Origin of the sequence: Psychrobacter sp. FME6, from assembly GCF_014861365.1 — a bacterium.
Lineage (GTDB): Bacteria > Pseudomonadota > Gammaproteobacteria > Pseudomonadales > Moraxellaceae > Psychrobacter.
The window spans coordinates 34571-47437 of record NZ_RRYW01000002.1; the positions used below are offsets into that span (position 1 = coordinate 34571).

The window sequence follows — 12867 nt, forward strand, 5'->3', positions numbered from 1 at the left end:
TAATTTATGTGGTTTGGACTCAAAATGATCTTATCCATCAATCAACAAGGCAAGCGTAATAATGCAGCAAGCGATTAATAAGTCCGAATTTATTAGTAATTTGAGTGCGAACTGTGACAACATAACGGATACCGTTGTCGATGATGCAGTGCGTGAAATATTAAATTTGATGACCCATACTTTAGCCAATGATGGTCGGGTAGAAGTGCGTGGGTTTGGGAGTTTTTGTCTCCATCATCGCCGTGCTCGTTTAGGGCGTAACCCTAAAACAGGGGAAAGCGTCCCCGTACCCGCCAAGGCTATCCCACATTTTAAGCCGGGTAAAGCGCTACGCGAAGCAGTCAATGATACCGTTGCAAATAGCTAGTGTAGCCATAAATCATAGAGTGAGTAAGCGTGCTCTATGAAATGATTTGTCAGCTATCTTTGTGACCGTCCTGCTCTTAAAAGATTAATAATATTTCAAACCGAGGTATACGTCTCATGCGCTTTTTACTATTTGTATTACTGTTTTTGAGCTTTGCTTATTCTCTGGGTTTGGTATTGGCAAATAATACGGAAGTCGGCGTGAATTTGCTGTTTTCGCAAGCACCGACGATGAACTTAGGGTTGCTACTGATCCTCTGCCTGATACTTGGCATCGTCATTGGTATTTTATTAGCGTTGCTCATTTTCCGTGTTTTACAAAACAAGTGGGAAATTTCGCGTTTACAAAAGGCGAACGCTAATTTGCAAGAGCAGATAAACCAAGCCAATGTCGTTATTGATCGTCAAGCGAATTCGCCAACAGTAGACGAAGCCGTCTATGGCGCCACAGCTGAAAACGTACAGAATGGCATAGCAGATAATAATGACGAAGGTGCAAGCTTAACCAAAAAAAAGCGAGATTATTGATTGGGTAAATAGGGGCTGTATAGAATTCATCTATTAGGACTGCTGATCGCTAAAATAATTCCAGACTAGGCGTAAATCGAAGGTAATGTCGAGACCTTAGCTAGATTTACAACAACGTCTGGGGCGATTTTAGCATCAGTCCGAAGGAACAGGACTATTTTTTGCCACTTCATAGCCAAAAATATCGCGCTTAGAATAACTAAACTTACTATTTTTGGCGTCGAATTGCCTAAAAAATAGTCTCTGTCAGTTCCTTAGCTGAATTCTATACAGCCCCTAGTCAATCTGTTGCTGATAAATCGTCTTATAATTATGTGATAAACCTGATATAAAGTGGCATAACCATGAACAACACAATTAGCTCTCCAGTCATCGTCGCATTAGACAATATGACTAAGGATGACTCTCTAGCACTCGCTGACCAATTAGATCCGGCGTTATGCCGATTAAAAGTAGGTAAAGAGCTCTTTACCCGCTGTGGCCCTGACATAATCAAAGCATTACATCAGCGTCGGTTTGAGGTGTTTTTAGATTTAAAGTTCCATGATATCCCGAATACCACAGCGCAAGCAGTATTAGCAGCTGCTGAGCTGGGAGTATGGATGGTAAATGTCCATGCAAGCGCCGGCTACGATGCGATGTCATTAGCAAAGCAGCGTTTGTTAGATGGAAACTTTGAAACACTGTTGATCGCAGTCACCGTATTGACTTCTATGGATAACGAAGCACTCATGCAAACGGGTATCACTGACGGTCTGGATGCACAAGTGAGCCGCTTAGCTCAATTGACTAAGCAAGCAGGTCTTGATGGCGTGGTGTGCTCAGCACAAGAGGCAAAAACGCTCAAGAAATTGTGCGGTGATGATTTTAAACTGGTGACCCCAGGTATACGCTTGCCTGATGACAATACAGATGACCAAAAGCGCATTTGTACTCCAAAACAGGCATTAAGTGATGGTTCTGATTATCTGGTGATTGGGCGTTCAATTACTCAAGCTGCAGACCCTGCGGCTAAATTGCAGACGATACTTAAAGGTATTTAATACTTTATAATGCGCCAGAAAAACTAAAAATGACAGCCTAAGCCGCTGTCTTTTTTAGTTTTTGCGGGTAGGTAAAAAGGTGCTAAACTATTTGGGTTTATTTAAGAATATTGGATCATATGAAATTACAGATTTTGAGTGACTTACATATTGATAGTTATGCGCGTCAGTCACATCCGATGGGACACATCCCCAAAACCGACGCAGATATCGTGCTAGTGGCGGGAGACACTGCCAATAGTGATAGTGGTATGCCGTGGCTACAAGAGCAAGCAGAGCGCTTACAAGTCCCTCTTATCACCATTGCTGGCAACCATGAGTATTTCAATGAAGATGTGCTACATTTCGATAAAAAGCTGGCGACTTGGGACAATTATAATGCTGAATCAAAAACTGGCGTTCGCGTTTTGCAGTGCCAGCATATTGATATTGGCGAAGTAAGAATCTTAGGCTGTACACTTTGGACTGACTATCAGTATCAAGCTAATGAAGACACTATGGCAGTTGTTACGCGGTTTATGCGTGACTATAAGCAAATCTATGCTGGTAGCGAGTTATTTTCACCTGAAGTATCTATGCAGATTCATGCTAAGCACCGTCATTGGTTAAAACAAGCATTAATAACCGCTAAAGAGTTGGGCAAAAAAACTGTAGTCATGAGTCATCATAGTATTAGCCCGTTATCTGTATCTGAGAAATTTGCTGACTTACCGAGTAATGCTGCTTTTGTCAGTGATTTTTCTGCATGGATGCATGAAGATTGGGCACCAATATTATGGGTACATGGTCATACCCACGAAGCATTTGATTATCAGATTAATAAGACACGCGTGATCGTCAATCCACGTGCTTACCCCAATGAGGTTAGCAGTACGGCATTAGCGTTTGCATGGGATAGAGTGATTGATATTGGCGAATAGGGGACTTTTTGAGGACGTGCCTCAATTTCTCTGCTATTAGAGCGTGTCTTCCATTCAGCTTGCTTATATTGCAACTGAATTTATATTTAGTTCATTACTCTCAGAAAATCTGCTAGTCTTGTGTCATGAGTAAAACTTCTAATAACCCATTATCAAAGCCATCTGTTGAGAGGCTTGGGAATCACATCCCAAGTGCGCCAGCACCTTCTCACCTGCCTGATAGCATGATTTCTTCGGTCAGTTTATTGCCTAAAGATAAGCGCCTTATTTTATTTACTAGGCACTCTCTACGTGAGCGTTCTGATGGTAATGGCTTTGCCAGTTATCAGTTGCCACTGACGCCTAGAGGTCGTGTGCTGGCAAAATCTTGGGGCCGTTGGTTATCAGGACATCTGCCGTATTCACTCGATGTCGATAGTATCTCAAGCCCAATAGGGCGCTGTATTGATACTGCACAGTTGATGCAAGAAGGAGCAGGGCTGCGTCGAGATATTGCGCATCAGTCGTTACTGGTCGAACCTGGCAGCCTCGTGACCGAACCTGATATAGCCAATCCAATCTTTAAAGAAATTGGTGTGCTCAACTTTATTAATCGATTCTTACAAGGCAATCTTGAAGGCACTAAAAATGCCTATCAAGGGGGACTTGATATTTTATCGCTTTTTTATCAAAATCAGCCGCAAGACGGGCATCTCATGTTGGCTGTCAGCCATGATACCTTGTTGTCTGCATTCTTAGCAGTGATGTTTGATGTGAGTGAGATTGACTGGAACGATTGGCCAAAGATGATGGAGGGAGTGTTTTTGTGGTTTGATGATAAGCCATTTGAACAAGCCAGCGCCTACTTTGTCTGGCGCGGTGAGGTTTATGTGCGTCCGATTCATACTTTGTTGGATGGTTACCGCGCGGCTGGGTTTCATCCTAACAAGTTGCTATTGCCACCAGAGGTTAAGTGGACATAAAATCTTTCTATTATGTGCTGAAAGGGATATTTTTGAGCAGGCATAAAAAAACCTTGCCCCAGTATTAGAACCAGTGACAAGGTTTTCGTCATGATGCTCTCAAAGCATCATGGGGTCCAAACAATACAAATCTTAAGCTTGTAGGCCTTTGATTGTTTTGTTTAGGCGGCTCTTACGACGAGCAGCTTTATTCTTATGAATAATACCTTTGTCGGCCATACGATCAAGAACCGGTACCGCTTTTTTGTAAGCTTCGGTAGCCGCGTCATAATCTTTAGCAGCGATAGCCGCGTCAACACGTTTTAAGTAAGTACGAACCATAGAGCGTTGTGACGCAGAGTCCTGACGACGTTTGGTGTTTTGACGGGCGCGTTTACGAGCTTGTGCAGTATTAGCCACGCGTATCTCCTTGATAAAGACAGATAAAAATATGAATGTTGATTACAATAATGGGTTTAACAATCATCGGTGACGAGCAGCCGTCTCGTCAAACATGATGTCGATGTCTAATATTAAAGTATCTAATATCAATAGGAACATCGCAAGCGCCAGAACTGTTTGGAATAATTAAACAGCGTTGACGTGTAAAGCCGGTTATCTTAGCAAATTATCGCGCTTAGAACAATATATTTGATGATTAATGCTTAAAGAAGTTGTGTCCCTATATGGATAACTGTTTTTTAGGGTGTTTATTGAGCCATTCTTTGTATCGTCGATACTAAATAACGCTGATACTAAATAACATGGGTACATGATGTTAGACGTGCGACTGGTATAGATTGTTCTGGCTTGCTGTGCCTACGCTGCAAAATTTATGTCTTAAATAAAAGCTTTCCAGTCCCGCAGTGTTTTTTTTATCGAACAGGTTGTCATTATAGTTATAAAAAATAGTGTTGGTTCAATAAGCCTCATTACTGATAAAATCTTTTACAATAAATTCTGTAGAATAGCGTCAGTCTTCTGTTAATTTAGGTATGATACTAAATCAAGGATTTTCTAACACCCCCTCTTCTCATCTTGGTAAAGTTCTCCAACACTATATAAATGGGTAGGATATGCAGCGAAAAGCAATTGTAATTGGCGCGACAGGACTGGTAGGGCAGCATCTTGTTAAGCAGCTTAGTGAGCTTTATGATACGTTAATTGTGATTGCACGGCGACCGCCACGCTATATCAATGCCTGCATGCGCTTTTATCAGGTGAACGATTTTGAAAACTTGGCTGAAATATTTGCAAATGTTGGTGTTGATCGAAATACGGATGCTTTTAGCTGCCTTGGCACCACAAAAAAACAAGCGGGTAGTGATGAGGCTTTTCGTAAAGTAGACCACGACTATAATGTAAATTTTGCCAAATTGTGCCAAGATAAAGGCGTTGAAAACTTCTTTTTATTGTCCTCAATGAATGCCGAGGCCGAGAGTCGCTTTTTATACAATCGGGTAAAAGCTGAAACTGAACGTACTATTATGGCGTTAGATTTTGCACAGCTAGTCATTTTTCGCCCTTCATTATTATTGGGTAAGCATAAAGGCCGCCCACTGGAAAGTATGGGTCAAAAAGCCTTTAAGCTTATCTCGCCGCTGGTATCAGAGTCGCTTTCACTGCACCCCATTTCTGCGAAACGTGTTGCCAATGCCATGGCTATGAGCGCGCATAGCATTTATGAGCGCAGTAAGTATCGTACCGAACCGATGATTAGAACCACGGAGATTATCGAAAATAAACAGATGCTTGCGATGACCCGAGTAAAACATTAAGCTATCAATGAGCCTGGGTTTTAAAATGGCTTAACCCACTAAATAGCCTAATCAAGAACGATGTTTCCATAGTTAAAAGTAGGATTAAATTAAAAGTACGATTAAAAACATAATTAAAGACAAGGAGTCTAACCATGCCAGAAGCAACAACGATGAATAAAGAAAACTTTGTAACTTGTGATTTGTTGGATGCCAACCCTGAATCACAAGTGTGCTTGCCCAATATTGAAGGTAAGTCGTTTTATAGTTTTGGCGGCAAGGACAAGTTTTGCGGTGAAATTGTGACGGTTAAATGCTTTGAAGATAACAGCCGTGTCAAATCACTACTAAACAGCAATGGCAAAGATAAAGACGGCAATGGCAAGGTTTTGGTCGTCGATGGTGGCGGCTCTATGCGTTGCGCGCTGTTAGGCGACATGATTGCCCAAGCAGCCATTGATAATGGCTGGGCGGGTGTAGTCGTATATGGATGTGTTCGTGATGTCGATGATATGGCACAGATGGATGTTGGCGTAATAGCATTAGGCTGTATCCCGCGCAAATCGACTCGTCGCGATGAAGGTCAGACTGATATTGAAATCAGCTTTGGTGATTTAGTATTAAACTCTGGTATGTTTGTTTATGCAGACAATAATGGCGTTATCGCTAGCGACAAATCTTTAATATAAGGGTGAAGCGAAACTTGGTTTTTTAAGGGGTTGTTGTTAGCCCTATAGAATAAACCACTACAAACACAGCCAATAAAAAATCCCAGCCTGTCAAAAGCTGGGATTTTTGCGTTTAAATAGCTGATAAGTTTTTAGTTTTTGCAGGCTTTTAGAGAGTCGTTTTTAAATATGACCATTTCTAAACTGTGCTATCAATACTTTTCTAATTCTGAAAGCATCTGTTCACGAGCCTTATAAATACGGCGTAGCCCTAACCACAGACTGACACACATGATAATCAACAGAAAGGTGAAGGGTAGGCCAGTACTAACAGAGCCTGCTTGAATGGTGGTTAGCGCCTCAGTACCACCACCATAAAGTAGGGCAATGGCAATACAGCCTTCGGCAATCGCCCAGAATACGCGCTGCGACATCGGTGATTCAAGCTTGCCGCCTGCCGTGATAGTATCGATGACTAATGATCCTGAGTCTGATGAGGTCACAAAAAACACCATCACTAAAATAACAGCAATCAATGAGGTAAAGGTAGCCAATGGCAAGTTATCAAGCATCTGAAACAAGGTTAGCGAAGCATCGCTAATGCCACCTGATAATTCACCCATTTGATTGGTATATTGACTAAGGCCTGTTTGTCCAAATACGGTCATCCAAACGATAGTGACGATAGTAGGCGCTAGCATTACCGAGGTAACAAATTCACGTACCGTACGCCCTTTAGAAATACGCGCAATAAACATCCCTACGAATGGTGACCAGCTGATCCACCAAGCCCAATAAAATATAGTCCAAGTATGGAAGAAGTTACTGTCGCTGCGGCCTACAGGATTGGATAAGGGAATGATATAGCTGATATAATCAACCGCTGTTGCGCCTATTTTAACGAGTAATCCTAAGGAGTCGCCGACAAAAAAGACAAACAATAATAGCAAGGCCGCTACGATCATATTGATATTACTTAAAAACTTCACCCCGCCATCGATACCGCGTGCCACAGATATGGTTGCCAGACCGGTCACCAATATAATGATGATCATCTCCAGGGTATTGCCGGCAAAGTCCCAGCCAAATAGGTAGTTCAATCCGCTCGCCGCTTGTTGGGCGCCTAGACCAAGAGACGTTGCTAAGCCAAAAATAGTAGCCAATACAGCCATCACATCAATAATATGCCCCGGCCATCCCCAGGTTTTTTCTTTTAGTAGAGGATAAAATACCGAGCGCATGGTCAAAGGGAAACGAAAGTTATAGGCGAATATTGCCAATGACAAGCCAACTACTGCATACACAGCCCATGGGTGTAGCCCCCAATGATACATGGTCGCGCCCATTGCTGCTCTAAAGGCTTCGGGGCTATCGGCTTCGACACCAAGCGGCGTACCCGCCCAGCCACTGGCGTATGCTAAAGGTTCAGCGACGCTCCAAAACATCAGGCCAATGCCCATACCCGCCGCGAACAGCATGGCCAACCATGAACGTCGGTTAAAGTCGGGTTTGGCATTAACACCGCCAATCCGAATATTGCCATAGGGTGAGACAATGAGTAACAGGCAGAATACCACCATGATGTTGGCAGCGCTGATAAAGAACCAATCAAAACTATTTACCACCCAATTTTTAGTACCATTGAGCCATAATTTAGAGACATCGGGAAGGATTAAGGTGAATAATACAAAGGCAATAACCGCAAGAGCAGTGACAAAAAACACTGGGTTATGTAGCTCTAACCCAAGAATATTAATATTGTTTTCACCAACTTCATGCTTGGTGGTATAAAGCCTACGTTGGAATTTATCGAGTAAAACTTTGGGGATTTTTTTGTGCTCTTTCATAGGTAATAAAGATCCTGATTTTAGCGAAGGGGCACTTTTTTAGGCGCAGATATAACATCCTGTGTTGATATATGAACTTTTTTGTAAAAAAGCAAACTATGTTAACAAAATACCTAGCCTTGTCAAATGAGCACGCAACCCTGTTATGGTGGCTATAAATCTCAGTGGTTATAAAAAGTAGTCCGTTGTCAAATAATTAGCAGGCGGATGACAAAGCAATAGACTAAGTGACAAACCGTTACGGCATAAATTTTGGTAATTGCTAAAATATTCGTATAATAGCTTTCTGACTCTTAACGTTGACCATATCCTTTATGCCTATCACTGCTTTGACTGACGCTTTTGACCCTATTAACCAGCAGTTATTCCCTATCCAAAATGCCCAGAGGCGTTGGCTAGCACCTGTGCATGGTGCGGTCAGTAGTTTGTGGCTGGCAAGCTTGGTGCAGACACCGATATGGGATATTGCTGATCGGCTAAAGGTCGTGGTAACCCGCGATCAAAATCAGCTCAATCAAATAGAAACAGAGTTGGCATTTAGTGGGGTCGATGCTCATGTGTTTCCTGATTGGGAAACGCTGACTTATGATGAGCTGTCACCGCATCAGGATATCGTCAGCGAGCGTATCAACCTATTAACTGACATGCCAACCTCAGGCGTGTTGCTAATATCAGTACAAGCACTGATGCATCGTGTGGCACCGCCCAGCTGGCTGATTGGACAGCATTTTGATTTAAGTGTGGGTGATCGATTTGATATCAATACCCAGCGTACATTACTAGCAAAGGCTGGCTACCGCGCAGTAGAAAATGTCTTTGAGCCGGGTGAGTTTGCGGTACGGGGTAGTATCATTGATATTTTTGCGATGGGGCAGCCGTTTCCGTTGCGTCTAGACTTATTTGATGACGAGATTGAAACGATTCGTTTTTTTAATCCGCAGACCCAGCGCACATTAACCGTTGACGACCTGAAAACCATGATGAGTGGCAACGATAATAGTATGGGCAAAGAATCACTGTCGCTGCTGCATAAACTGCCAGATATCTCAAAACCTATTCAACAATTCCAAATACTACCGGCAAAAGAGTTTCCACTCGATGAAGGGCGTGAGACGTTCCGGACAAATTTTGCCGCGATGTTCCCTAATGCCAGTAGCCGTAAGTTTGAGCTGCACAAAGATGTGATGGCGGGTATCGCGAGTAGTGGGCTTGAATACTATCAGCCATTATTTTTTGATTTAAAAGATTGGGAAAATGAGAGCAGTTTATTTTCTTACTTGCCAAGCGATGCTTTATTTATTACTGATGAATTGATTAACGAAAAACAGGCAGATTATTGGTCACAAATCCAGCGCCGCTATGAAGAGCGTCGTCATGATATCGATAAACCTATCGTTGCCCCTGAGTTATTATATTTATTGTCTAATACGCTTAATGAACATCTCAATCATTATCCACGCGTGATACTTAGTGCGCGTGATGAGCTAGCGACAATGACAGATGTCGCCGCGATCGATAGTGACGATTTATCATTAGAGCTTGAGCAACAACCAAATAAACAGCAAGGTTTAGTGACGCTTAGTGCTCAAGAACCACCTCAGCTAGCAGTGAACCATCAAAAGGCAGAGCCTCTTACGGAGCTATTGGCATTTTTAGAGCTACAAGCGCAAACCGCGACACCAGTATTGGTGGTTGCCGAAACAGCGGGTCGCCGTGAGATTCTTATTGAGCTGTTTAAAGGCAAAATCGATATCAAAGCCTATGACAGTTTTGAAGCGTTTTTAGCCGCTGATAAAACGCGCGCGCTTAACGATAAAAATTTACCACAGGTTGGTCTAACCGTTGCACCCATTGAGCGCGGTGTATATGTCCCTGAGCGCTTGGTGCTGATTAGTGAGACACAATTGTTTGGTCGGCAAGTACTGCAAACACGCCGTCGTCGCCAAAGCGGTGTGTCAGAAGAGTTCTTAGTTAAAAGCGTGACCGAAATAACGGATGGCAGTCCTGTGGTCCATATCGAACACGGTATTGGGCGTTATAACGGTTTGATTACGCTAGATGTCGGTGATGGTGAGCAAGAGTTTATTCATCTAAAATACGCTGATGATGCCAGTATTTATGTGCCAGTCGCTAATTTGCAAATGATTAACCGCTATAGTGGCGGCGACCCTGCGCTTGCGCCATTACACAAAATCGGTAGCGGCAAATGGGATAAGGCTAAGCAAAAAGCGTTAGAACAAATTCACGATGTTGCCGCTGAGCTTCTCAATATGCAAGCACGGCGCGAAGCCAAAGTAGGCATTCATTTTAAAATAGACCCATCGCAATATGAGTTATTTGCCAGTCAATTTGCTTTTGAAGAAACGCCTGACCAAGCCAATGCCATCCATGCGGTTATGGAAGACATGAGGCAAAACCAACCGATGGATCGCCTTATCTGTGGCGACGTGGGTTTTGGTAAAACAGAAGTTGCGATGCGCGCAGCTTTTATTGCGGTCAGCGCCGGCTATCAAGTGGCTGTATTGGTGCCTACGACATTGCTAGCAGGTCAGCATGAAGACAATTTCCGCGATCGCTTTGCGGATTGGCCAGTACGTATTGAAACGCTCTCGCGCTTTGGTGGCAAAAAGCATCAGGAAACGGTTTTAACAGACCTCGCAGCAGGCAAGGTCGATATCGTTATCGGTACGCATAAACTATTACAACCTGACGTGAAGTTTTCTAACTTAGGTTTGATGATTGTCGATGAAGAACATCGCTTTGGCGTGCGCCATAAAGAGCGTATCAAGGCGATTCAGACCGATGTGGACAGTATGTCGATGACAGCGACCCCAATCCCTAGAACGCTGAATATGGCGCTCTCTGGTATGCGTGATATGTCGATTATTGCTACGCCACCTGCCCGTCGCCTTGCGATTAAAACCTTTGTGATGCAAAAAACAGAAGCCTTGATGAAAGAAGCTATTTTACGTGAGCTACTGCGTGGCGGTCAGGTTTACTTATTACATAATGATGTGGCCAGTATCGAACGTATGGCAGAAACTATCCGTGAGCTGGTTCCTGAGGCACGAGTAGGGGTCGCTCATGGGCAAATGCAAGAGCGTCAACTAGAACAAGTCATGCAGCAGTTTTATCATAAAAAATTCAACGTACTGATATGCTCAACCATTATCGAAACCGGTATCGATGTGCCCAATGCCAATACGATTATTATTGAACGCGCTGATAAATTTGGCTTGGCGCAGTTGCATCAGTTACGTGGCCGCGTGGGTCGCAGTCACCATCAGGCCTATTGCTATCTACTCGTACCGTCTATTAAAGGACTTAAAGGCGATGCCAAACGTCGATTGCATGCCATTGAGCGCGCTAATACCCTGGGTGCAGGCTTTATGCTGGCCAGTGAAGATTTAGAGATTCGCGGTGCCGGTGAGATACTCGGTAAGCAGCAAAGTGGTAATATGCAGGCGATTGGCTTTAGCTTATATATGGACATGCTGGAGCGGGCGACAAAAGCAATCAAAGCGGGTAAGGAGCCTGATTTAAGCACACCACTGTCGCTCACCAGTGAAATTAACCTGCACAGCTCTGCGCTGATACCAGAAGAGTACTTGCACGATGTGCATCAGCGTTTATTATTCTACAAACGTATTGGTAATGCCGATGATAAAGAGGCGTTGACCGATATTCGCACTGAGATGATTGATCGCTTTGGTACACTACCTGATCAAACCAAGCATCTTTTTGCCATTCACGGACTGCGCATACAAGCAGAGCCGCTAAAGATTAATAAAATTGATGCCAATAGTAGTATGACGTTAGAGTTCGCACCAGATACCCCAGTCGATGCTCTAGCTATTATTAAATTGATTCAATCAAATGGGCAGAACTATCGTATGAATGGCGCGTCTGGTATTCGCTATCAAGATGGCGATAAGCTTGAAACACCGCAGCAACGTGTGACCGTTATTCAGGAGTTGTTACACTATTTTAGCGAGCATATGGTGGTGGAGTCCGCTTAGCGATAAACCAATCATCGTGGTTAGATAAGACTAAGGTAATGAGTCGTGGTGCTATTTTATCGGCTGGATAACTGATAAAATAGTGATATCGTATTTTAAGCCTTTATTTTCAGCACTATATTGTTTTTAGCACTATGTTTTCAGAACTAAATCGTTACTTATTCATGTTTTATCCTTTTAAGTTTTTACCTTCTTTTATCTAAGCGTCATAACAAGAGAACCGTTATTATGTTCCAACTTCATCATAAACTTGCTGCCGATAGTTTTTTAGTGGGTGATTTCCCATTATCAACCTGTCGTTTAATTAATGATTGTCAGTTTCCTTGGTTGATATTGGTACCGCGCGTATCGGGTATCAAAGAATTGTATGAATTATCGGAGGCAGATCAAGCGCAGTTTTTGCGTGAATCGAGCTGGTTATCAAGCCAGCTAGCCAAAACTTTTCAAGCCGATAAAATGAATGTGGCAGCCCTTGGCAATCAAGTGCCGCAGCTACATTTCCATCATATCGTTCGCTATCAAAATGACATGCAATGGCCAAACCCAGTATGGGGCGTGCCTGCTGTTCCTTATACCAAAGAAGTGCTGGCACAAATGCAGCAAACTTTGATGATGGCATTACGTGGTCATCATCAAATGCCATTTGATTGGCAAATGTAATAAAGTTGAAGCAAAGGTTAAAGCATTTGACTGTTTCTGTCCTATACTGAATAGGTTTAGGAGCTATGAAAAGCCAGATAAGTATTATCTGGCTTTTCTATTTTTAGTTTAATTTTTG

The 12867-nt window shown here is 43.0% G+C and carries 11 protein-coding genes; 9 read left to right on the top strand and 2 right to left on the bottom strand.

From position 1 onward, the window contains the following. The first annotated feature begins 61 nt into the window (after window positions 1–61). The 5 genes from EI162_RS00490 (at window position 62) to EI162_RS00510 (ending at window position 3819) form a co-directional block, all read left to right on the top strand. Window positions 62–367, top strand: a complete 306-nt coding sequence (locus EI162_RS00490) for an integration host factor subunit beta (RefSeq protein WP_192522475.1) — start codon at window positions 62–64, stop codon at window positions 365–367. 116 nt (window positions 368–483) lie between these two features. Then, the gene (locus tag EI162_RS00495) at window positions 484–894 is read left to right on the top strand and encodes a LapA family protein (protein ID WP_192522476.1); all 411 of its coding nucleotides are present in this window, start codon (window positions 484–486) and stop codon (window positions 892–894) included. A gap of 344 nt (window positions 895–1238) precedes the next feature. Continuing rightward, window positions 1239–1937 carry an orotidine-5'-phosphate decarboxylase gene (gene pyrF / locus EI162_RS00500; protein ID WP_192522477.1) on the top strand — a complete coding sequence of 233 codons (699 nt, stop codon included), beginning with the start codon at window positions 1239–1241 and terminating at the stop codon, window positions 1935–1937. 119 nt (window positions 1938–2056) lie between these two features. Next, window positions 2057–2857, top strand: a complete 801-nt coding sequence (locus EI162_RS00505) for a metallophosphoesterase (protein ID WP_192522478.1) — start codon at window positions 2057–2059, stop codon at window positions 2855–2857. Between the two features lie 125 nt (window positions 2858–2982). Further along, window positions 2983–3819, top strand: coding sequence for a histidine phosphatase family protein (locus tag EI162_RS00510; RefSeq protein ID WP_192522479.1), 837 nt, complete (start codon window positions 2983–2985; stop codon window positions 3817–3819). A gap of 132 nt (window positions 3820–3951) precedes the next feature. On the opposite strand, the gene rpsT is transcribed toward EI162_RS00510, so the two are convergent. Then, window positions 3952–4218 carry a 30S ribosomal protein S20 gene (rpsT, locus tag EI162_RS00515; RefSeq protein ID WP_192522480.1) on the bottom strand — a complete coding sequence of 89 codons (267 nt, stop codon included), beginning with the start codon at window positions 4216–4218 and terminating at the stop codon, window positions 3952–3954. 656 nt (window positions 4219–4874) lie between these two features. Here rpsT and EI162_RS00520 point away from each other — a divergent pair. Next, window positions 4875–5576 (top strand): NAD-dependent epimerase/dehydratase family protein, encoded by a 702-nt coding sequence (locus tag EI162_RS00520; protein WP_192522481.1) that lies wholly within the window; start codon window positions 4875–4877, stop codon window positions 5574–5576. Between the two features lie 152 nt (window positions 5577–5728). Then, complete coding sequence (gene rraA, locus EI162_RS00525; protein ID WP_225736876.1) at window positions 5729–6244, top strand: ribonuclease E activity regulator RraA; 516 nt, start codon at window positions 5729–5731, stop codon at window positions 6242–6244. Between the two features lie 191 nt (window positions 6245–6435). On the opposite strand, the gene EI162_RS00530 is transcribed toward rraA, so the two are convergent. Then, on the bottom strand, window positions 6436–8070 hold the full coding sequence (locus EI162_RS00530) for a BCCT family transporter (RefSeq protein ID WP_192522483.1): 1635 nt from the start codon (window positions 8068–8070) through the stop codon (window positions 6436–6438). A 314-nt stretch (window positions 8071–8384) separates the two neighbouring features. Between EI162_RS00530 and mfd the strand changes: the two genes are divergently transcribed. Both mfd and EI162_RS00540 read left to right on the top strand, forming a co-directional pair. Then, window positions 8385–12089, top strand: a complete 3705-nt coding sequence (mfd, locus tag EI162_RS00535; RefSeq protein ID WP_192522484.1) for a transcription-repair coupling factor — start codon at window positions 8385–8387, stop codon at window positions 12087–12089. 228 nt (window positions 12090–12317) lie between these two features. Next, on the top strand, window positions 12318–12749 hold the full coding sequence (locus EI162_RS00540; RefSeq protein ID WP_192522485.1) for an HIT domain-containing protein: 432 nt from the start codon (window positions 12318–12320) through the stop codon (window positions 12747–12749). The last annotated feature ends 118 nt before the right edge of the window (window positions 12750–12867 follow it).

What these genes read in the sequence shown, in the direction of transcription:
- pyrF (WP_192522477.1), top strand. Translation starts at nt 1,239, where the DNA reads ATGAACAACACAATTAGCTCTCCAGTCATCGTCGCATTAGACAATATG.
- EI162_RS00540 (WP_192522485.1), top strand. Translation starts at nt 12,318, where the DNA reads ATGTTCCAACTTCATCATAAACTTGCTGCCGATAGTTTTTTAGTGGGT.
- EI162_RS00520 (WP_192522481.1), top strand. Translation starts at nt 4,875, where the DNA reads ATGCAGCGAAAAGCAATTGTAATTGGCGCGACAGGACTGGTAGGGCAG.
- mfd (WP_192522484.1), top strand. Translation starts at nt 8,385, where the DNA reads ATGCCTATCACTGCTTTGACTGACGCTTTTGACCCTATTAACCAGCAG.
- EI162_RS00490 (WP_192522475.1), top strand. Translation starts at nt 62, where the DNA reads ATGCAGCAAGCGATTAATAAGTCCGAATTTATTAGTAATTTGAGTGCG.
- EI162_RS00495 (WP_192522476.1), top strand. Translation starts at nt 484, where the DNA reads ATGCGCTTTTTACTATTTGTATTACTGTTTTTGAGCTTTGCTTATTCT.
- EI162_RS00530 (WP_192522483.1), bottom strand. Translation starts at nt 8,070, where the DNA reads ATGAAAGAGCACAAAAAAATCCCCAAAGTTTTACTCGATAAATTCCAA.
- EI162_RS00505 (WP_192522478.1), top strand. Translation starts at nt 2,057, where the DNA reads ATGAAATTACAGATTTTGAGTGACTTACATATTGATAGTTATGCGCGT.
- EI162_RS00510 (WP_192522479.1), top strand. Translation starts at nt 2,983, where the DNA reads ATGAGTAAAACTTCTAATAACCCATTATCAAAGCCATCTGTTGAGAGG.
- rraA (WP_225736876.1), top strand. Translation starts at nt 5,729, where the DNA reads ATGAATAAAGAAAACTTTGTAACTTGTGATTTGTTGGATGCCAACCCT.